General features: G+C 53.9%; 16 protein-coding genes, 2 rRNA genes, 1 pseudogene and 2 other annotated features. Of the genes and pseudogenes, 4 read left to right on the top strand and 15 right to left on the bottom strand.

Annotation, left to right across the window (positions count from 1 at the left end):
• Positions 1-20 precede the first annotated feature (20 nt).
• Positions 21-455, bottom strand: coding sequence for a helix-turn-helix domain-containing protein (locus H650_RS15630; RefSeq protein WP_020456091.1), 435 nt, complete (start codon positions 453-455; stop codon positions 21-23).
• Positions 452-763 (bottom strand): type II toxin-antitoxin system HigB family toxin, encoded by a 312-nt coding sequence (locus H650_RS15625; protein ID WP_020456090.1) that lies wholly within the window; start codon positions 761-763, stop codon positions 452-454. Before H650_RS15625 ends, H650_RS15630 begins: the two co-directional genes overlap by 4 nt.
• Positions 764-1,010: 247 nt before the next feature.
• Between H650_RS15625 and H650_RS15620 the strand changes: the two genes are divergently transcribed.
• Positions 1,011-1,283: a YjbD family protein gene (locus H650_RS15620; protein WP_017459411.1), complete on the top strand. Its 273-nt coding sequence runs from the start codon at positions 1,011-1,013 to the stop codon at positions 1,281-1,283.
• On the opposite strand, the gene rluF is transcribed toward H650_RS15620, so the two are convergent.
• The 5 genes from rluF to metH all read right to left on the bottom strand — a co-directional run bounded on the left by rluF (position 1,284) and on the right by metH (position 9,264).
• Positions 1,284-2,147 (bottom strand): 23S rRNA pseudouridine(2604) synthase RluF, encoded by an 864-nt coding sequence (rluF, locus tag H650_RS15615; protein ID WP_020456089.1) that lies wholly within the window; start codon positions 2,145-2,147, stop codon positions 1,284-1,286.
• Positions 2,148-2,284: 137 nt separating this feature from the next.
• Positions 2,285-3,916: a Na/Pi cotransporter family protein gene (locus H650_RS15610; protein ID WP_020456088.1), complete on the bottom strand. Its 1,632-nt coding sequence runs from the start codon at positions 3,914-3,916 to the stop codon at positions 2,285-2,287.
• 171 nt (positions 3,917-4,087) lie between these two features.
• Positions 4,088-4,555: a hypothetical protein gene (locus H650_RS15605; protein ID WP_110093693.1), complete on the bottom strand. Its 468-nt coding sequence runs from the start codon at positions 4,553-4,555 to the stop codon at positions 4,088-4,090.
• The gene (locus H650_RS15600; protein ID WP_238328352.1) at positions 4,539-5,348 is read right to left on the bottom strand and encodes a DUF8093 domain-containing protein; all 810 of its coding nucleotides are present in this window, start codon (positions 5,346-5,348) and stop codon (positions 4,539-4,541) included. Before H650_RS15600 ends, H650_RS15605 begins: the two co-directional genes overlap by 17 nt.
• Before the next feature lie 229 nt (positions 5,349-5,577).
• On the bottom strand, positions 5,578-9,264 hold the full coding sequence (gene metH / locus H650_RS15595) for a methionine synthase (protein ID WP_020456085.1): 3,687 nt from the start codon (positions 9,262-9,264) through the stop codon (positions 5,578-5,580).
• Positions 9,265-9,507: 243 nt separating this feature from the next.
• On the opposite strand from metH, the gene H650_RS15590 reads away from it, so the two are divergent.
• The 3 genes and pseudogenes from H650_RS15590 to H650_RS24755 all read left to right on the top strand — a co-directional run.
• Positions 9,508-10,170, top strand: a complete 663-nt coding sequence (locus H650_RS15590) for a hypothetical protein (RefSeq protein WP_020456084.1) — start codon at positions 9,508-9,510, stop codon at positions 10,168-10,170.
• 123 nt (positions 10,171-10,293) lie between these two features.
• Positions 10,294-11,118: a glyoxylate bypass operon transcriptional repressor IclR gene (gene iclR / locus H650_RS15585; protein WP_020456083.1), complete on the top strand. Its 825-nt coding sequence runs from the start codon at positions 10,294-10,296 to the stop codon at positions 11,116-11,118.
• A gap of 40 nt (positions 11,119-11,158) precedes the next feature.
• Positions 11,159-11,323 (top strand): annotated as a pseudogene (locus H650_RS24755) (phosphatidate cytidylyltransferase); the annotation flags it as partial.
• Position 11,324: 1 nt separating this feature from the next.
• Here H650_RS24755 and aceK read toward each other — a convergent pair.
• The 8 genes from aceK to rrf (H650_RS15545) form a co-directional block, all read right to left on the bottom strand.
• Positions 11,325-13,073: a bifunctional isocitrate dehydrogenase kinase/phosphatase gene (gene aceK / locus H650_RS15580; RefSeq protein ID WP_020456081.1), complete on the bottom strand. Its 1,749-nt coding sequence runs from the start codon at positions 13,071-13,073 to the stop codon at positions 11,325-11,327.
• Between the two features lie 54 nt (positions 13,074-13,127).
• Positions 13,128-14,432 (bottom strand): isocitrate lyase, encoded by a 1,305-nt coding sequence (aceA, locus tag H650_RS15575; RefSeq protein WP_044489771.1) that lies wholly within the window; start codon positions 14,430-14,432, stop codon positions 13,128-13,130.
• 156 nt (positions 14,433-14,588) lie between these two features.
• Entirely contained in the window at positions 14,589-16,190 is a 1,602-nt protein-coding gene (gene aceB, locus H650_RS15570) for a malate synthase A (RefSeq protein WP_020456079.1), read from the bottom strand.
• Between the two features lie 246 nt (positions 16,191-16,436).
• Complete coding sequence (gene metA, locus H650_RS15565; RefSeq protein ID WP_020456077.1) at positions 16,437-17,366, bottom strand: homoserine O-acetyltransferase MetA; 930 nt, start codon at positions 17,364-17,366, stop codon at positions 16,437-16,439.
• A 134-nt stretch (positions 17,367-17,500) separates the two neighbouring features.
• Positions 17,501-17,929, bottom strand: coding sequence for a YjaA family stress response protein (locus H650_RS15560; RefSeq protein ID WP_020456076.1), 429 nt, complete (start codon positions 17,927-17,929; stop codon positions 17,501-17,503).
• A gap of 277 nt (positions 17,930-18,206) precedes the next feature.
• Positions 18,207-18,322, bottom strand: a 5S ribosomal RNA gene (rrf, locus tag H650_RS15555).
• A 109-nt stretch (positions 18,323-18,431) separates the two neighbouring features.
• Positions 18,432-19,304, bottom strand: a sequence feature (23S ribosomal RNA rRNA prediction is too short).
• 40 nt (positions 19,305-19,344) lie between these two features.
• Positions 19,345-20,211, bottom strand: a sequence feature (most likely nonfunctional fraction of RNA operon).
• Positions 20,212-20,507: 296 nt separating this feature from the next.
• Positions 20,508-20,819 carry a hypothetical protein gene (locus H650_RS25985; protein ID WP_020456074.1) on the bottom strand — a complete coding sequence of 104 codons (312 nt, stop codon included), beginning with the start codon at positions 20,817-20,819 and terminating at the stop codon, positions 20,508-20,510.
• A 100-nt stretch (positions 20,820-20,919) separates the two neighbouring features.
• A 5S ribosomal RNA gene (gene rrf / locus H650_RS15545) occupies positions 20,920-21,035 on the bottom strand.
• Positions 21,036-21,104: the final 69 nt, after the last annotated feature.

The following is a 21,104-nucleotide window of genomic DNA, read 5'->3' as shown; positions in this document are numbered from 1 at the left end:
TGCCGCCACAGCCATTTCACTCACCCCGCGATGTGATGGGCTGGCTCAATAAACACGTCGGTCGACACATTAAAGCGTTTCGCCAGCGCTCGGATATGGTCGACAGTCAGATTGCGTTCGCCATTAAGAATACGGCTCACCAGGGAGCGCTGGCCGATTTCATCCCGAAACGAAGACTGATTTAATCCGTGCTGATCCATCAAAACCCGTAAAGCGGCAACACCGCGTGGCAGTGCCGCGATACGCGCGTTAAACGCCGCCAGCTCCGGGTCGTTATTTTCATAGTGCTCTATTTTTGCGGTAAGCAGCGCGGCCAGTGAGCTATCCGGCGCATGCATGAGCAACCGTTCAACCATCTCCAGCGCTTGCTCATACTCCTCTTTGCCGGGGTTATTTCCCAAAAAAGGCACCTGTTTCACCAGCTCGTCAGCGGCCTTGATCGCATCCTCAATCATTCTTTGGTCTCCCGATAATGTCTTATCAATTTGTCACACTCGGCATGGGTCACGATATGTTTGACAAATATTTTTGCTGATTCAAAGTCTGCGAAAAACAGCACCCTCAAATGGTTGCCACCGACATTGATAACCCACCATTTATCCCTGTATTTCATCTTGTCCAGGCTTGGGAACTCTACTCGCAACGCGTCTGGATTCTGGTAAACAGTGCTTTTCAGGATCTTGTAAACCGCGTCCAGCGCAAGCGTGTGGTTTGGAAAATCTTTAGCCGCGTTATCGAACGGCCTCCTTGATATAACGTGCATCGCTCCCTCACACGTTCCATTATGGAAACATCATAACTGCCCTTGAATGTGTTGACAAGATGGAAACATTAGCCGTATTTACCGACTTAAACCTCTTACCGTAAGTGCGTCACCCTACAGGGCAGTACAGGAAAGTCACCCGCCCAAAAACAAATCTGCGAAGCGCCTTCCGGGGTTTATGCATCACCACGCAGACATGCCCCTTTACATCGCGTAGACTCGATGCACTTCCCAAGGAGAACGCTTTATGGCCCTGACCAGACTGACGCAAAAAGAGATGACGGAGAGTGAACAGCGGGAGCTGAAAACGCTGCTGGATCGCGCCCGTATCGCGCACGGACGCCCGCTCAGCAACGCTGAAGCTAATCATGTGAAGAAGGAGTACATCGATAAACTGATGGCGCAGCGCGAAGCGGCAGCGAAAAAAGCCCGCCAGATGAAGAAACAGCAGGCTTATAAACCGGATGAGAATGCCACATTTTCCTGGTCGGCAAACACCTCAACGCGCGGCAAGCGCTAACTAGCGCCCTTTCTTTTTCCTGCCCGGCTGGGTAAAGCGTTTCCCCGCCGGTTTCGCCCGGTTTTTCTCTTCGGGCTTCGCCACTTTTACTGCGGGCTTTTTCGCTGCCTGCGGTTTCGCTTTTGCTTTCGGCTTCGCTTCTGACGATGAGTTCTCAATCAGCTTAAACAGCGCAATCAGCTCGTCGTCGGTCAGATCACGCCACTCCCCCGGCGGCAAGCCAGTGAGACTGACGTTCATAATACGCGTGCGTTCAAGTTTGGTGACTTCATAACCAAAGTATTCACACATGCGGCGGATTTGGCGGTTCAGCCCCTGAACCAGCGTAATGCGGAAGGTAAATGGCGCTTCCCTTTTTACCTTGCACTTTTTGGTTTTGGTGCCGAGGATCGGCACGCCCGCGCTCATACCCTGCACAAATTCGTCAGTGACGGGCTTATTGACGGTCACCAGATACTCTTTCTCGTGATCGTTACCGGCGCGCAGGATTTTGTTCACTAAATCGCCATGATTAGTGAGGAAAATCAGTCCCTGCGAATCTTTGTCCAGACGGCCGATGGGGAAGATACGGCTGCTGTGATTAACGAAATCAACAATATTGTCTTTTTCGCCATCTTCGGTGGTACTGACAATACCAACGGGTTTATTCAACGCGATAAACACCAGATCTTCGTCGTTTCTCGGCTCGATAAGTTGACCGTTCACTTTCACAACGTCTCCGGCAACCACCTGATCGCCGATCCCGGCGCGTTTGCCATTAATAAAGACATTGCCTTGCTCAATATAACGGTCAGCCTCGCGGCGTGAGCAAATCCCGCTTTCGCTGATGTATTTGTTTAAACGTGTTGATTGGGTTGGCAGCATAAATTCTCCTGTAAAAGCGGAATATAACTGGCTTCGCCGGGAGAGAAAACCGGATTTTCGCCGCGCCAAATCAAATTTGTGCAGTTACGCAGTAAAAGTGTGGGTTTTAGCTACCGTGCCCGCAGGCACGGTACGGGTTAAGCGTCGTCGCGCTCGTCGTCTTCATCCGGCTGCTCCAGCACGCTGTAGGCTACCGAGCAGAACAGGGAGTTAAGACGTTTCATGTCGCCCAGCAAACCGAGGTGCAGCGAGCTGGTTTCAATACTTTGCACGTTTTGTTGATGCAGGCGGTCAACGTGCGCATGCGAATAACGGCGGTTCATAATGCGAAAACGGTGTTTGCTGCGACGTAAACGCCGGGCGCTGGTCACGTCACTGGAGAAAAATACCGACATCGCCAGCTTCAGATTTCCCACCAGCCGTTCATGCAGCGCATCAAGTTCCTGCAAGCCTTCAACAGAGAAAGCGCGCCGCGCCGCCAGCGATTTGTCGGCGATTTCGCTGCCCATGCGCTCGACAATATCGGAGGCCTGCTCAAGGTTCAGCGACATCTCGATAATCTCCGCCCAGCGTTTCGACTCCTCTTCCGCCAGCTCCTCTTTCGGCATACGAGCCAGATAGAGCTTAATTGCGGTGTACAGCACGTTGATGTCATCGGCTTGCTTGCGCAGCTCCTTCTCCTGACGAGGCTGACCGTGCATGATTTTATGCAACCCTTCGAGCATCAACTCCATCGCATCGCCCATGCGCAAGGTTTCCCGCGCAGCATTGGCCAGCGCCAGCGTTGGCGTATCGAGTGCGGAACTGTCGAGGTGCTTTGGCTTAAGGCGTGTATCCAGCTCTGGCTCTTCACGAATGATCCGCTTACAAAACTGCGCCATTGGCCCGGCGAAAGGTACCATCGCCAGGCAGCGGATCAGGTTGTAGAACACATGGAAATAGATAACCAGTTCCGCTTCCGGCAAGGGAAGTTTCTGCATTGACGTGGCAAGCACATGCACAAACGGCAGGATAATCAGGCTGCCCACCAGCTTGAACAGCAAACTGCCAAGCGCCACGCGACGGGCGGCAGCGTTAGCGGCGCTGTTATTGAGCATCGCCAGCAGGCCGGAACCGAGGTTGGCACCAATCACCAGACATAGCGCCACCGGGAAAGAGATAATCCCCGCGGTCACCAGCGTTGCTGTCAGCAGCACCGCCGCCAGGCTGGAGTAACTGATAATGGCGAACACCGCGCCAATCAACGCATCAAGCATAATATCGCCGGTCAGCGAGGCGAAAATCACCTGCACGCCATTGGCCTGGGTGATCGGCGTAACCGCCTGCACAATCAGCTCCAGCGCCAGAAGAATCAACCCAAGGCCGATGCTGACGCGCCCAAGCTGGCCTTCGCGCGTCTGTTTACGCCCGAGGAAGAAAATGACGCCAAGAAAAATCAACAGCGGTGATAACCAGGAGAGATCGAACGTCAAGATGCGCGCCATCAGTGCTGTCCCGACATCTGCGCCCAGCACAATCACCAGCGCCGGGGTAAGCGCCACTAAATCCTGGGCGACAAACGAGGTCACCAGCATGGTGGTGGCGTTACTGCTCTGCACCAGCGCAGTCACGCCGATACCCGCGCAGAAGGCGAGCGGTTTCCTTTCGACGCTACGGCTAAGAACGGTACGCAAACGGGCGCCAAAAACGCGCATCACACCGGTACGTACAATATGTGTGCCCCACACCAGCAGAGCCACGGCAGAAAGCAGATGAAGCAAAGTCAGCACAGAATCAGGTTCTCCTTATCGTTATGCGTTGCTCGTTACCGGGAAGATAACGTCAACATTATGAAGTAAGTATAAGGCGTCAATGCGAAGAAAAGCGCAGGGTGCCGGTTAAGCCCCCTGAGAGTTGTAAACAAAAATGACGGTTTTGTGACAGAAGCGAGGGTTTATCGGTTAGCGGGAAACGGCAGGCGCCGTTTGTGGGTTGCCCTGGCGTTTAGCCCACACAACCGAAGCAATTTTGAGCACTTCCGAGAGGACAAACAGCAAAATCGCCCCCCACGCAGCGGTAAAACCGGCAAAATGCATAAACAGTGGAATCAACGCCACTGAGCATTTTAGCGACAACACGCGGGCTATTTCCTGCATGATAAAGAAAATAGTCTGGATGTCTTTTTTAACAAAAAAAGACCAGGCAGAAAAAACCAGCGAAATAATCAGCGCGATATTAATAAAGAACATCGCCTGGATAATTACGCCCATCAATCCATTCACACCTAACTGTGAATAATTGATATAAAAACCGCTAATGTCTGAATAAAAAGGAACGTTACCGCCTTGCAGCGAAAAAAACAAATAACTGGCCAGTGCCAGCACGTCCATAATACCCCAAAAAGCAAAAATCTTATTTCTTAAATTCATAATCTTCATCCCTTACGCCTGGAATCCATTGCCATGATTTCCCCGATTGCGCCCAAGCATCATCACCCTCAAGGTATTTCTGATAAACGGTACGCTTTTCACCATAATGCCGGATCACCGAGCGATTATAGAGGATTTCTCGGGTATCCGACGAGACGCTCTCCGGTATTGGTGTCCATAGCTGAATTTTGTCTCGCGAGGTGTTCATATAATCTTTACCGTCGGAGCCAAATACGCGCCCTTGATCGCCCATACTGGTCGCCTGGTTGAGCATCATTACTGCGGCATTTTTGACGCCGTGGAAGTCTGTTTCGCTGGTTTTCCAGTAACCTGGGCCAAACTCCGGGGTCACCGGTACAAAGGTACTTCGGGTCGGGGCGGGTCGACCATGCATCGCCACACTGTCTTTAAATCCGTTCAAAATGGTTCTGATAAACACCGCGTTAAACGACAAGTCTTGGACGCAAAACAGTTCGGCGTTTTCCGCGATAAAGAACGGGTAATAGAAGCGGTTACGCGTGCTGACATTCGGGCGCACAACCACCACCACGCCTTTATCCACCAGGCTATCAATATGTTTTTCTTTTTGATGACCAAGCGGGTCGTGCGGTAAACCATATTTAAAACCGTGATGCCGCTTAATCGTATAACCATCGATACTGCCCAAAATATTATTCGGGCTATTCTCGATGAAATATTCCTTTTTAATAATATTCTTCGCGATATCTGGCGCCAGGATATTCTCGTAATCCTTCGGCAAAAGATTTCTTTTTCTTATATCATAAATATCCATTTCATAATACCTAAGTTAAATTTATGACAATTAAATGAACCGCAAAAGAGGAAGCAATCTTGCCGTGTAGTCCGCCTCCATCATACGCATGAAGGGGAAGAAGGGTCTAAGAAAATATCCATTTTTAAGAATGTTCTTAGTTTCAATCTGTATTATGTTTGCTTCACGATAGTTTCGCGAAAATGAAATGGTGAAAAACCAGGGCATTTAAAAAAATGCCCTGTTGTGATTAATCCGCGTCGTAACCTAAATTAGACGCCAGCCAGCGCTCAATTTCCGCCACCGACATGCCTTTACGCCGCGCGTAATCTTCTACCTGGTCACGCTGAATTTGCGCTACCGCGAAATATTTACTGTCCGGGTGGCTGAAATACCAGCCGGAAACCGATGCCCCTGGCCACATCGCGTAGGATTCGGTCAGTTTCATCCCGGTATGTTTTTCAACGTCCAGCAACTGCCAGATGGTGCCTTTTTCCGTGTGCTCCGGACAAGCCGGATAGCCCGGTGCCGGGCGAATGCCCTGATAATTTTCGCGGATCAACTCATCGTTGCTGAGGTTTTCGTTCGGCGCGTAGCCCCAGTACACTTTGCGCACCCGCTCATGCAGGTATTCCGCAAAGGCTTCCGCCAGGCGATCGGCCACCGCTTTCACCATGATTTTATTGTAATCATCGTGCGCGGCGTCATACGCTTGTGCTAACGCGTCCTCTTCAAGACCGCCCGTCACTGCGAATGCGCCAATGTAGTCCGCTTTGCCGCTCTGTTTGGGGGCGACAAAATCCGCCAGGCAGTAGTTCGCAAAACCGACTTTTTCCGTTTGCTGGCGCAGATGGCAACCTACTGTCAGTACCTGCGTGCGGGTTTCGTCGCGGTAGATTTCGACATCGTCGCCAACGCGATTAGCCGGGAAAAGCCCGACCACGCCGCGCGGGTTGAGCAGCTTTTCCGCGCTCAGTTTATCGAGCATCTCGTTGGCATCGGCAAATAGACGTTTCGCCTCTTCCCCCACCACCTCATCTTCAAGGATGCGCGGATATTTCCCGGCCAGCGACCAGGTCATAAAGAATGGTGTCCAGTCGATGTAATTGCGCAGTGTCTCGATGCTGGCAGTAACTTCCTGCACGCCCAGGCGATGCGCGACCGGCGGAGTATAACTTTCCCAGTCAAACGCAAGATCGTTCTCCCGTGCGGCCTGCAACGTCACTGGCGGCGTACGCGGTTTTTTCCGCGCATGCTGGATACGTACGGTTTCATACTCTTTGCGGGTACGGGCAACAAACTCATCGTGCTGCGTATCCGAAAGCAGAGCAGACACCACACCTACGGTACGCGAGGCGTTTTGCACATACACCGTCGGCCCACTGTAGTTCTGTTCGATTTTCACCGCCGTGTGCGCTTTCGATGTGGTCGCACCGCCAATCAGCAGCGGAATGGTGAACCCCTGGCGTTCCATCTCTTTCGCCACGTTGACCATTTCGTCGAGCGACGGCGTAATCAATCCGGAAAGACCAATCAGGTCAGCCTTCTCTTCGCGGGCAGTTTTCAGGATTTTATCGGCGGGCACCATCACGCCGAGGTCGATAATTTCGTAGTTGTTGCATTGCAGCACGACGCCCACGATATTTTTGCCGATGTCGTGGACATCGCCTTTCACAGTGGCGATCACCATTTTGCCGTTGCTGCTGCCCTTCTCTTTGCTGGCTTCGATATACGGTTCCAGATACGCCACGGCCTGTTTCATCACGCGGGCGGATTTCACCACCTGCGGCAGGAACATTTTGCCCTCGCCGAACAGATCGCCCACCACGTTCATGCCGTCCATTAACGGCCCTTCGATCACCTCGATCGGGCGAGCGGCCTGCTGACGCGCCTCTTCGGTATCGAACTCGATAAATTCGGTGATGCCTTTTACCAGTGAATATTCGAGACGTTTTTTCACATCCCAGTTGCGCCACTCCGCCTGCTGCGCGTTCGCCCCTTCATCGGCGGCTTTGCTGCCGCGGTATTTTTCCGCCAGATCCAGCATGCGCTCGGTCGCATCATCGCGGCGGTTAAGGATCACATCCTCAACGCCGTCGCGCAGCTCGGTAGGCAAATCATCGTAAATCGCCAGTTGTCCGGCGTTGACGATGCCCATGTCCATGCCGTTACGAATGGCGTAATAAAGGAACACGGCGTGGATCGCTTCACGCACCGGGTCGTTGCCGCGAAACGAGAACGAAACGTTGGAAACACCGCCAGAAATCAGCGCATGCGGCAGTTCGCGTTTGATATCTTCACACGCGCCGATAAAGTCCTGCGCGTAGTTATTGTGCTCTTCAATACCCGTTGCTACGGCGAAGATGTTCGGATCGAAGATAATGTCTTCCGGCGGGAAACCCACCTCTTCGGTCAGAATTTTATAGGCGCGACGGCAAATTTCGATTTTCCGCGCACGTGTATCCGCCTGACCGATTTCGTCAAAGGCCATTACCACCACGGCGGCGCCATAACGACGCACCAGCTTCGCGTGGTGAATAAATGGCTCAACGCCCTCTTTCATCGAAATTGAGTTAACGATGCCCTTACCCTGGATACATTTCAGCCCTTTTTCGATCACCTCCCATTTTGAGGAGTCGATCATGATCGGCACGCGGGCAATGTCCGGCTCACCGGCAATCAGGTTGAGGAAACGCACCATCGCCGCTTCGGCGTCGAGCATCCCTTCATCCATATTGATGTCGATGATCTGCGCGCCGCTTTCCACCTGCTGGCGGGCCACGTCCAGCGCTTCGGCGTATTTCTCTTCTTTGATCAGGCGCTTAAATTTGGCGGAACCGGTGACGTTGGTACGTTCGCCAACGTTTACAAACAGGCTGTCGTCGCCAATGTTGAGCGGCTCCAGACCCGCAAGACGGCAAGCAACCGGCACCTCCGGTAGCTGACGCGGCGGCACGCCTTCGACCGCGCGGCTCATGACGGCGATATGCACTGGTGTGGTACCGCAGCAGCCGCCGACAATGTTCAGAAAACCGGCTTGCGCCCACTCGCCGATTTGCACCGCCATGGTGTCGGCATCGAGATCATATTCACCAAAGGCGTTGGGCAGGCCGGCGTTCGGGTGCGCGGTGACATAGCATTCGGCGATACGGGAAAGCTCCTGCACATACTGGCGCAGTTCATCCGGCCCCAGCGCGCAGTTCAGGCCGAAGGTGAGCGCATCGGCGTGGCGCAGAGAGTTGTAAAACGCTTCGGTGGTCTGGCCGGAGAGCGTACGCCCGGAGGCGTCGGTAATGGTGCCGGAAATCATGATCGGCAGCTCAACGCCCAGCGCGTCAAACTCCGCTTTTACTGCAAAGATCGCCGCTTTGGCGTTAAGCGTATCGAACACGGTTTCGATCAGGATCAGATCCGATCCCCCTTCCACCAGCGCTTTGGTGGATTCGCGATAAGCGGTGACCAGTTGATCGAAAGTGATATTGCGAAACGCCGGGTCGTTAACGTCCGGTGAGATTGAGGCAGTGCGGTTAGTCGGGCCGAGCACACCCGCGACATAACGCGGTTTATCCGGCGTTTGCGCCGTCCATTTGTCGGCGCTGGCACGCGCCAGTTTGGCAGCAGCGAAGTTGATTTCCGCCGACAGGGATTCCATCTGGTAATCCGCCATGGCGATTGTCGTTGAGTTAAAAGTGTTGGTTTCGATGATATCCGCGCCCGCCGCAAAGTAGGCGTCATGGATCGCGCTTATCACCTCCGGCTTGCTGAGCACCAGCAAGTCGTTGTTACCTTTAAGATCGCAGGGCCAGTCGGCGAAACGCTCGCCGCGAAAATCCTGCTCACTCAGACGATAGCTCTGGATCATGGTGCCCATGCCCCCATCCAGAACCAGAATTCTTTTGCTTAACTGCTGCTTCAGTTGCTCAACTTTGCTGCTCACACGTGCTCCCGACAATGCTCAACCAGGCCAAAAGGCCAGCAGGACATACTGGCATAAAGTGGCAGAGCGGAAAAGCGACGCGGGGTGAACATGAGAGATGCTCACGTAATGCCCGTAAGCCTGATGGCTGTACCAGCCCATAACCTTTTCAGTGCGATGACGGTTCAAGTTTTCAGGCCAGATTGCCGATGTATGCTGAAACCTTCTGCCCTCTTACAGGCCCACCTACTTACGGAACCTATTATGTCGTTTTTGACGTCTCTTTTTGGCCATAAGAAACCTCGCCTCACCGACCTGCAACTCAACATTGCCGGGTGGCAATTGTATGAAAGCGGTGACACCAGCATGGCATGGTCCACACCGGAACAAAGCGCGGTGCGCCTTCAGCTCCACGCCCCTGTGCAGTGGCCTTTCGCATTGCATGATATTGCCGCCGCCACACAGTATTGGCAGCAAGAAACTGCAAAGATTGGCGGCGCATTACTGGAGCTAACGGCGCTCAATATTCAGGGAATGGCGGCGTTGCAGGGCACGTTTAAATATCGCGATCCCACACCGGGTTCACTCGGGATGTATTTTGTCGCGATTATCTGGCTCCCTGTAAAACAAGGTCTTTTCCAGATCAATGCTGAAGCGGTAGAAAAAGGGAACACCGGCTTTCGCGAAGCGGTGGTAATGGATTTACAACTTAAGCAGGGCAACATACCGCCCACTACCGACGAACCCGAACTTCTCGACTCTGCCGACGCGCTCTTCGCCAAATTGCGGGAAAGTGAGCTGCGTTGCCTGCCGAGCGACGATCGTCAATATGATGAGATGTTTCCGGAGCATCCACTGAGCCAGGTAAGACGAACCATTGCGCTTTGTGCTCAACATATACAGCTGGCGAAACACGTGCGCCAATAAAGAAGCTGTATCCGGCATTTTCGTTCTGTTTTGCGCGAACTCATCCGATCAGTCTGCCAGGGAGTTGCGTTATACTCAATCAAAACGAAAATGATTTCCACGATACAGAAAAAGGAGCCAGTCATGGCCACTTCCGTTCCCGCTAAACGAGGCAGAAAAGCCACAGCCCCGGCCGCTCCGGCGGGCGGGCAAGTCCAGTCATTGACCCGCGGCCTGAAACTGCTGGAATGGATTGCCGAGTCTCATGGCAGCGTCGCCCTTACCGAACTGGCGCAACAGGCCGGTTTGCCCAATTCGACCACCCATCGCTTACTCACCACCATGCAACAGCTAGGATTCGTTCGCCAGGTGGGCGAGCTGGGCCACTGGTCGGTAGGCGCGCATGCGTTTATCGTCGGCAGCAGTTTCCTGCAAAGCCGCAATCTGATGGCGATTGTTCACCCCATTCTGCGCAACTTAATGGAAGAGTCCGGCGAAACCGTGAATCTCGCGGTGCTGGATAAGAGCGACCATCAGGCCATCATTATCGATCAGGTGCAGTGTACGCAGTTAATGCGCATGTCCGCGCCGATTGGCGGCAAACTGCCGATGCATGCTTCCGGCGCGGGAAAAGCGTTTTTGTCGCGCCTGAGCGATGAGCAAGTTGGCAGTTTGCTGCACCGCCAGGGGCTGCATGCGTACACCCATGCCACGCTGGTATCGCCGGTACACCTGAAAGAAGATCTCGCCCAGACGCGTAAACGCGGCTACTCCTTTGACGACGAAGAGCACGCGCTGGGGCTGCGCTGCGTAGCGGCGTGCATTTTTGACGAACACGGCGAACCCTTCGCCGCGATTTCCATCTCCGGGCCTATCTCACGCATCACTGATGACCGCGTGACCGAGCTGGGCGCGATGGTGATCCGTGGCGCGAAAGAAGTGACACTGGCGTACGGGGGAATGCGTTAACGTCCTTTTTATCCGCCTCGTGAGGCCAGGGACATTCACGATCGGTTTGCCCGGTGGTTTGTGTATGTCGGCGATTAAACGCGATCGCGGCGTGAAGGATTTCGGCGCGATGCTCGAAGGGCACGGCGGCATGATGGACAGGATTGATTCTCTCTGCTTTGCCGCCCCGATCTTCTTCCATGTGGTGAGATATTACTTCACCTGATTTACCCCGCCTGCCGCAGCGCGCCTGCGCCAAAGCGTACGCTGAAACGCTGGCGTTTGCGGTAGGCATAAACATCTTCGACATGCCCTTCGCGGATGCGCGCCTGCAATCCGCGCCAGTAATCGGCACGCAGTAGATCGGCATGCATCTCTTCGAATAGCGGACCGATTTCCGGGTCGGCGCACAACCAGTGGCGAAACTCTTGCGGGAAGACATCACCCGGCGACACGCTGTACCACGGTTCGGCGCTAAGCTCATCTTCGGGATAGCGCGGCGCGGGAATGTCGCGGAAATTCACTTCGGTCATGTAACAAATTTCGTCGTAATCGTAGAACACCACGCGCCCGTGACGGGTGACGCCGAAGTTCTTAAACAGCATGTCGCCGGGGAAAATATTGGCGGCGGCAAGCTGGCGAATGGCGTTGCCATACTCCTCTACCGCGTCGCGCAGTTGCTGACCTTTAACCTGCTCGAACCACAGATTGAGCGGCACCATACGCCGCTCAATATAGAGATGGCTGATGACGATGCGATCGCCGAGATCGGTGATTTTGCCTGGCGCTTGTTCCAGCAAAAGCGCCATGAGCGCCGGGGCAATCTGCCGTTTTTCCAGCACAAAGTTTTCAAACTCTTGTGTATCAGCCATACGCCCCACGCGGTCATGCTCTTTGACCAGTTGATAGCAGGCACGAACGTGCGCAGCGCTCATCTCTTTTTGCGGGGCAAAGACATCTTTTATCACCTTAAATACCCGGTCAAAACCGGGCAACGTAAACACCAGCATCACCATGCCGCGAATGCCAGGCGCTTCAATAAACTGCTCGTTACTGGCGTTGATGTAATTTAAATATTCGCGGTAACTTTCCGTTTTGCCGTGTTTCTGGCAACCAATCGCCATATACAGTTCAGCAGTGGTTTTACCGGGCAGGATCTCGCGCAGCCACTCGACTGTCGCGGCGGGCAGCGGGGCGTAAACCATAAAATAGGAACGGGCAAAACCAAACACGATGCTGGCTTCCGCCGATGTGGTCAGACAGGTATCGACAAACAGCTCACCGTCATCGCTGCGGTGAAGCGGCAACAAGAACGGCAGCGTAGCCGACGGGGTAATAAGCTTGCCCACCAGCCAGGCGGCCTTGTTGCGGTAAAACAACTCGTTCGCCACCTGCAAGTGAGAGTGAGCAAGGGTTTCGTTGCCAAACGCTTCCTGCAAATGTGCGGTGATATAACTCACGTCACGCGCTTTATCCTGCCACGGCAGGCGCAGCGGCAAATCCGACAGCACTTTGGTCAGCAGCGCTTCCCAGCCGCGTTCCGGCCAGAATGCTTTGGCTAACGGGCGCGGGATGGTGCGAAAGCGGCGTTCCGGTTGCGAGCTAAAGATAAACAACCGTTCGGGCGTGAGAGAGCGGTGATCGAACAGCCGACAATAGACTGAATTAAAGAAACTTTCGGCGATTTCAAAGCGGGGATAATCCGGCAGCAGTTGCGTGTAGTGCTCTTTGACGCGCAGCAAAAACGCGGCGTCCGGGCTTTGGCTGTCGGTGATGCAACGCAGTTGCTCGACGACCAGACCAACATGGTGATCATAAAGGTGAATGCGCTGTTTCATCGCCTGCTGAACAGCATGCCAGTCGGCTTGTTCAAAGCGCTGTTGCGCGCCGGAGGTCACTTCCAGAAAACGACCATACTGGGCATCAAAGCCTTGCAGGATGGTTTGGGCAATCAACAGTTCCAGACCACGCGACATCGTATTCCCCAGGCATTAGCCCGGCAGGCAAATTGCTACCGGGCAGATTGACGATTAGAACTGAGCTTCTTCCGTTGAACCCGTCAACGCCGTTACCGACGAGGCGCCGCCCTGAATAATGGTGGTGACTTTGTCGAAGTAACCGGTCCCCACTTCCTGTTGGTGAGAAACGAAGGTGTAGCCCTCTTTGCCTGCGGCGAACTCTGGCTGCTGCACTTTTTCGACGTAGTGCTTCATCCCTTCGCCCTGCGCGTACGCGTGGGCTAAATCGAACATGTTGAACCACATGCTATGGATGCCCGCGAGGGTGATGAACTGGAACTTGTACCCCATATCTGACAGCTCCTGCTGGAAGCGGGAGATGGTGTTGTCATCAAGGTTCTTTTTCCAGTTAAACGACGGCGAGCAGTTGTACGCCAGCAGTTTACCAGGGTATTTCGCGTGGATCGCATCGGCGAAACGGCGCGCCAGGTTCAGGTCTGGCGTGGAGGTTTCACACCACACCAGATCGGCATACGGCGCGTAAGCCAGACCGCGGCTGATCGCCTGCTCTATGCCCGCATGGGTGCGGTAAAACCCTTCGCTGGTGCGTTCGCCGGTGATAAACGCGATGTCATACGGGTCGCAATCTGAGGTAATTAGATCGGCGGCATCGGCATCGGTGCGCGCCACCAACAGCGTCGGAACGCCCATTACATCCGCCGCCAGACGCGCCGCCACCAGTTTCTGCACCGCTTCTTGCGTTGGCACTAACACTTTGCCACCCATATGGCCGCATTTTTTCACCGACGCGAGCTGATCTTCGAAATGTACTGCCGCCGCACCGGCTTCAATCATCGATTTCATCAGCTCAAAGGCGTTCAGTACGCCACCAAAACCCGCTTCGGCATCTGCGACGATCGGCAGGAAATAGTCGACAAAGCGCGGGTCACCCGGCTCAATACCGGAAGACCACTGAATTTGATCGGCGCGACGAAACGTATTATTGATGCGTTCAACCACTGACGGCACGGAGTTTGCCGGATAGAGCGACTGGTCCGGGTACATGCTGGCGGCGAGGTTAGCATCTGCCGCCACCTGCCATCCGGAGAGATACACCGCTTCGATTCCCGCTTTCGCCTGCTGCAGCGCCTGCCCGCCCGTCAGCGCGCCAAGGCTGTTGATGTACCCTTTTTTCGATTCGCCATGCAGCAAGCGCCACATTTTCGCCGCGCCCAGTTGCGCCAGCGTGCATTCCGGATTGACCGAGCCGCGTAACTTCACCACATCTTCCGCGCTATAAGGGCGGCGAATGCCTTCCCAGCGCGGCTGCGTCCACTCTTTTTGTAATTCTTCGACTTGTTGGGTACGGGTTTTCATATACAGATGCTCCATATTCTTCTCCTGGCTCGCCAGGCGTTATTGGTGAAGGCAGTTTGGCCAAGACCAGCGCACGAAAACCGCAACGTGCTGGTGATACGTAAGGATGTTGAGCACTGTCCAGGGCCAAATTGGCGAACAAAATAGTCCGGGCGATTACGCCAGCAGGCGGTAGCCAGGCAACGTTAGGAAGTCGATCAGCTCATCAGAGGTGGTGATCTGCTCCATCAGGCGCGCGGCATCGTTAAAACGCCCGCTGCTGAAACGGTGCTCACCCAGCTCTTCCTGAATAACCAGCATCTCTTCGGCCAGCATCTGGCGGAACAGCGCTTTAGTGACCGGCTTGCCGTTGCTCAGCGTTTTTTCGTGGTGGATCCACTGCCAGATTGAGGTACGGGAGATTTCCGCCGTGGCAGCATCTTCCATCAGCCCGTAGATCGGCACGCAGCCATTGCCGGAGATCCACGCTTCGATGTACTGCACCGCGACGCGGATATTGGCGCGCATGCCCTCTTCGGTGCGCTCGCCTTCACAAGGTGCCAGCAGATCTTCTGCGGTGATCGGCGCATCGTCTTCACGGCTGACAAAGAGTTGGTTTTTGTGTTCGCCCAGCGCCGCGTTGAATACCTCCATGACCGTGTCGCCAAGACCCGGATGCGCAATCCAGGTGCCATCGTGGCCGTTATTCGCTTCGAGCTGTTTATCGGCTTTTACTTTGTTCAGCACCCAGTTGTTACGTTCGGTGTCTTTGCTGGGGATGAACGCCGCCATACCGCCCATCGCGAAAGCGCCGCGACGATGGCAGGTTTTGATCAGCAAACGTGAATAGGCACTGAGGAACGGTTTATCCATCGTCACCACCTGGCGGTCAGGCAGCACGCGATCCGGGTAGTTTTTCAGCGTTTTGATGTAGCTGAAGATGTAATCCCAGCGTCCGCAGTTCAGGCCAACAATATGGTCGCGCAGCGCGTGCAGGATCTCATCCATCTGGAATACCGCGGGCAAGGTTTCAATCAACAGCGTGGCTTTGATGGTGCCGCGCGGCAAATTGAAACGATCCTCGGTAAAGCTGAAGACTTCGCTCCACCATGCAGCTTCTTGCCATGACTGCGTTTTCGGCAGGTAGAAATAGGGGCCGCTACCTTTGGCGAGCAGATTTTTGTGGTTGTGGAAAAAGTAGAGCGCGAAATCGAACAGGCTGCCCGGAATGGCCTCGTCACGCCAGGTGACGTGTTTTTCCGGCAGGTGTAAACCACGCACACGGCAAACCAGCACCGCCGGGTTTGGCTTCAGTTGGTAGATTTTGCCCGCTTCGTTGGTGTAGCTGATGGTGCCGTTGACCGCATCGCGCAGGTTGATCTGCCCGTCGATCACTTTGTCCCAGTTTGGTGCCAGCGAATCTTCAAAATCCGCCATGAACACCTTCACATTGGCATTCAGCGCGTTGATCACCATTTTGCGTTCAACCGGCCCGGTAATTTCAACGCGGCGGTCCAGCAGATCGTCGGGAATTCCCCGGATCGTCCAGTCACCTTCGCGAATGGAAGCTGTTTCCGAAATAAAATCAGGCAACGTACCGGCATCGATCTGTTGCTGCTGATGCACGCGCGCGGCCAGCAGTTGATTGCGCTTTGGCGTAAAGCGGGTGACCAGCTCGCTCAGGAATTCCACGGCTGCCGGGGTGAGAATCTGCTTCTCTTGTTCACCGTGCGGTCGCGTAAAGGCCAGTTCATCGGTTGTTGTCGCCTGTTGTGTCATGGTGCGATTCCTCTTTTTTGCAGCAAAGACATTTCCCAATGCCAACGAAGATCGGGTGTGCAGTTTTCGTTCAGCAGGATCAATCCTGGCTAATAATTTTTCCAAAATCAAAAACAATTTCCATTTTTAAATTAAAATGGAAATAACTGTTTGATAAAAAAGAGGTTATAGTTTTATTGTGTTGAGAAGTGATTTTCGCAAATAAAAAAGGCACCCGAAGGTGCCTGTAATAAGGGGCTGAAACGCTTAATCCAGCGTCGGATTCATATGGCTCAGATCGTATGGCGTGATCTGGTAGACGTAGTAGTTGAGCCAATTGATAAACAACAAATTGCCGTGGCTGCGCCAGGATGCACGTGGTTTATTCTGCGGATCGTCATGAGGAAAATAGTTGTGCGGTAGCGCCGGACTTAGCCCGGCATCCACATCGCGGAAGAACTCGTCTGCCAGTGTGTTGGCATCATATTCCGGATGGCCGGTAACGAAGGCGATACGTTTGTCTTTGCTGGCGAACAGGTAGGCGTCGCCCTCTTCCGTCTGGGCGAGGATCTCTAAATCGGTGTAGTCGCGGATCAATGCAGCCGGGAAATCGGCGTAACGCGAATGCGGCGCCAGAAAAACATCATCAAAACCACGCGTCAGCAATGCGTGAGGATGAAGGATGTGGTGTTCGTATACGCCGGAGAGTTTTTCGGTGCGGGTCTGTTTGGGGATGCCATAAAGGATGTTTAACGCGGCTTGTACCGCCCAACAGACAAACAGGGTGGAGGTGACATGATCTTTTGCCCACTCCAGAACTTGCTCGATTTGCGGCCAGTAGGCCACGTCGTTAAATTCAACTAAGCCTAATGGCGCACCGGTGACGATCAGGCCATCGTAGTTTTCATCACGGATGTCATCGAAATTACAGTAAAAGGTATTGAGGTGCTCGGCCGGTGTGTTGCGTGATTCACGCGAGTCTATACGCAGCAGGCGCACATCAACTTGTAGCGGTGAGTTTGACAGCAAGCGCAGGAACTGGTTTTCCGTCTCAATCTTCTTTGGCATCAGATTGAGGATCAGCACCTTCAGCGGGCGAATTTCCTGCACTGTTGCGCGCGATGTCGTCATCACAAAGACATTCTCATCACGCAAGAAATTGACGGCTGGCAGCTCGTCCTGCACCCGAATCGGCATATCTTATACCCTCACTGCATACGTTTAAACGTTTAGACATCCAGATAGCCGAAGATACCCAGGAATCGGCAAAATGTCGAGTCCGCAAGTGAAAGGTGAGAAAGTTTCACGTCGCGGCCTGTGTAGCATTGATATTAGCTAATGATTTTCGGTTTGTTATCGCGCTGAGAGGGGGGCATTTTCGATTGGTTCAGTGCTGCCAGTACGTGTTGATCGCTAAGCGGTGTCTGACTGGCAACGACCTGCGGGTAACGGCATCGGCCTTGCGAAGCGCCAAAAGTCATTTCAAGAATGGCGCGCTCTTCGACGGGCGATAAGCCGCCTTCATTCATTTCCAGCGCATGAGCGAGGATAGCTAAACGCCCCATGCCTGGAAGTGCGTGCCAGAATGCGCGCGGTGCAACTTGCAGAATCAAATCTTGTAATAGCTTCTCCGCCGGGAAAAAGTCTGCGATGAGTATTCGCTGGTTGCTGAAGGTTTGGCTACCCGATACCTGCTGCTGAGTCTGGAGGTTACGCACAACCATGCGATTTTTATAAAGCTGGGCGTACAGAACGATCATTGAGATGTCCTTTAGCGATAAATGGAGCTGAAACAATAGCAAAAAAGCCCCGCGCTTTCGCATGAGGCTTTGTTCCGGACAGGCAGTCACGCCTGTTGTGCGCTGGCTCCGGCAGGCAGGCTGCTTTTTCCGCCACGCACCGAGGACTGCTGAAAGCCAGCGACCGACATCCAGCATCCGGCATCCGGCATCCGGCATCCGGCATCGCAGGGTGTGGGTTCACAGCGTAAAAACGCAAAAAGGCCATCCGTCAGGATGGCCTCTTCACTTAATTAATGCCTGGCAGTTCCCTACTCTCGCATGGGGAGACCCCACACTACCATCGGCGCTACGGCGTTTCACTTCTGAGTTCGGCATGGGGTCAGGTGGGACCACCGCGCTACTGCCGCCAGGCAAATTCTGTTGTCAGACCGTTCTCACGCCCTGACATAATCTGTATCTCGCTGAAAATCTTCTCTGTCTCTCACGCCAAAACATCTTCGGCGTTGTAAGGTTAAGCCTCACGGTTCATTAGTACCGGTTAGCTCAACGCATCGCTGCGCTTACACACCCGGCCTATCAACGTCGTCGTCTTCAACGTTCCTTCAGGAGACTTAAAGTCTCAGGGAGAACTCATCTCGGGGCAAGTTTCGTGCTTAGATGCTTTCAGCACTTATCTCTTCCGCATTTAGCTACCGGGCAGTGCCATTGGCATGACAACCCGAACACCAGTGATGCGTCCACTCCGGTCCTCTCGTACTAGGAGCAGCCCCCCTCAATTCTCCAGCGCCCACGGCAGATAGGGACCGAACTGTCTCACGACGTTCTAAACCCAGCTCGCGTACCACTTTAAATGGCGAACAGCCATACCCTTGGGACCTACTTCAGCCCCAGGATGTGATGAGCCGACATCGAGGTGCCAAACACCGCCGTCGATATGAACTCTTGGGCGGTATCAGCCTGTTATCCCCGGAGTACCTTTTATCCGTTGAGCGATGGCCCTTCCATTCAGAACCACCGGATCACTATGACCTGCTTTCGCACCTGCTCGCGCCGTCACGCTCGCAGTCAAGCCAGCTTATGCCATTGCACTAACCTCCTGATGTCCGACCAGGATTAGCTGACCTTCGTGCTCCTCCGTTACGCTTTAGGAGGAGACCGCCCCAGTCAAACTACCCACCAGACACTGTCCGCAACCCGGATCACGGGTCCACGTTAGAACACCAGCCATTAAAGGGTGGTATTTCAAGGGCGGCTCCACGCAGACTGGCGTCCACGCTTCAAAGCCTCCCACCTATCCTACACATCAAGGACCAGTGTTCAGTGTCAAGCTATAGTAAAGGTTCACGGGGTCTTTCCGTCTTGCCGCGGGTACACTGCATCTTCACAGCGAGTTCAATTTCACTGAGTCTCGGGTGGAGACAGCCTGGCCATCATTACGCCATTCGTGCAGGTCGGAACTTACCCGACAAGGAATTTCGCTACCTTAGGACCGTTATAGTTACGGCCGCCGTTTACCGGGGCTTCGATCAAGAGCTTCTCCTTACGGATGACCCCATCAATTAACCTTCCGGCACCGGGCAGGCGTCACACCGTATACGCCGGAGAGTTTTTCGGTGCGGGTCTGAATTCTACCTCCCTCTACGAGACTCAAGCCTGCCAGTTTCGGATGCAGTTCCCAGGTTGAGCCCGGGGATTTCACATCCGACTTGACAGACCGCCTGCGTGCGCTTTACGCCCAGTAATTCCGATTAACGCTTGCACCCTCCGTATTACCGCGGCTGCTGGCACGGAGTTAGCCGGTGCTTCTTCTGCGGGTAACGTCAATGAATAAGGTTATTAACCTTACTCCCTTCCTCCCCGCTGAAAGTACTTTACAACCCGAAGGCCTTCTTCATACACGCGGCATGGCTGCATCAGGCTTGCGCCCATTGTGCAATATTCCCCACTGCTGCCTCCCGTAGGAGTCTGGACCGTGTCTCAGTTCCAGTGTGGCTGGTCATCCTCTCAGACCAGCTAGGGATCGTCGCCTAGGTGAGCCGTTACCCCACCTACTAGCTAATCCCATCTGGGCACATCTGATGGCAAGAGGCCCGAAGGTCCCCCTCTTTGGTCTTGCGACGTTATGCGGTATTAGCTACCGTTTCCAGTAGTTATCCCCCTCCATCAGGCAGTTTCCCAGACATTACTCACCCGTCCGCCACTCGTCACCCGAGAGCAAGCTCTCTGTGCTACCGTTCGACTTGCATGTGTTAGGCCTGCCGCCAGCGTTCAATCTGAGCCATGATCAAACTCTTCAATTTAAAAGTTTGATGCTCAATGAATTAAACTTCGTAATGAATTACGTGTTCACTCGTTGAGACTTGGTATTCATTTTTCGTCCGAGGACGTCAAGAATCCAGTCACCCTGAGTGCCCACACAGATTGTCTGATAAATTGTTAAAGAGCAGGTGCGACGCGCTTTAGCGCTCTGTCGCGAGGTGGCGTATATTACGCTTTCCTCTTTCAGAGTCAACCCTGATTTTCAGGATTTTTTCTCTTCAACCGAACCGGCTGTTTGTGTGAAGTGATTCACATCCGCCGTGTCGATGGAGGCGCATTATAGGGAGTTCTCCGCCCCCCGCAATAGAAAAATGACATAAAAATGACTGACTGCTGCATTCCACAGTTGCTGAGTCTGGAGGTTACGCACAACCATGCGATTTTTATAAAGCTGGGCGTACAGAACGATCATTGAGATGTCCTTTAGCGATAAATGGAGCTGAAACAATAGCAAAAAAGCCCCGCGCTTTCGCATGAGGCTTTGTTCCGGACAGGCAGTCACGCCTGTTGTGCGCTGGCTCCGGCAGGCAGGCTGCTTTTTCCGCCACGCACCGAGGACTGCTGAAAGCCAGCGACCGACATCCAGCATCCGGCATCCGGCATCCGGCATCCGGCATCGCAGGGTGTGGGTTCACAGCGTAAAAACGCAAAAAGGCCATCCGTCAGGATGGCCTCTTCACTTAATTAATGCCTGGCAGTTCCCTACTCTCGCATGGGGAGACCCCACACTACCATCGGCGCTACGGCGTTTCACTTCTGAGTTCGGCATGGGGTCAGGTGGGACCACCGCGCTACTGCCGCCAGGCAAATTCTGTTGTCAGACCGTTCTCACGCCCTGACATAATCTGTATCTCGCTGAAAATCTTCTCTGTCT

This window comes from Enterobacter sp. R4-368 (assembly GCF_000410515.1).
Classification (GTDB): Bacteria; Pseudomonadota; Gammaproteobacteria; order Enterobacterales; family Enterobacteriaceae; genus Kosakonia.
This window is presented reverse-complemented; position numbering and strand designations above follow the sequence as displayed.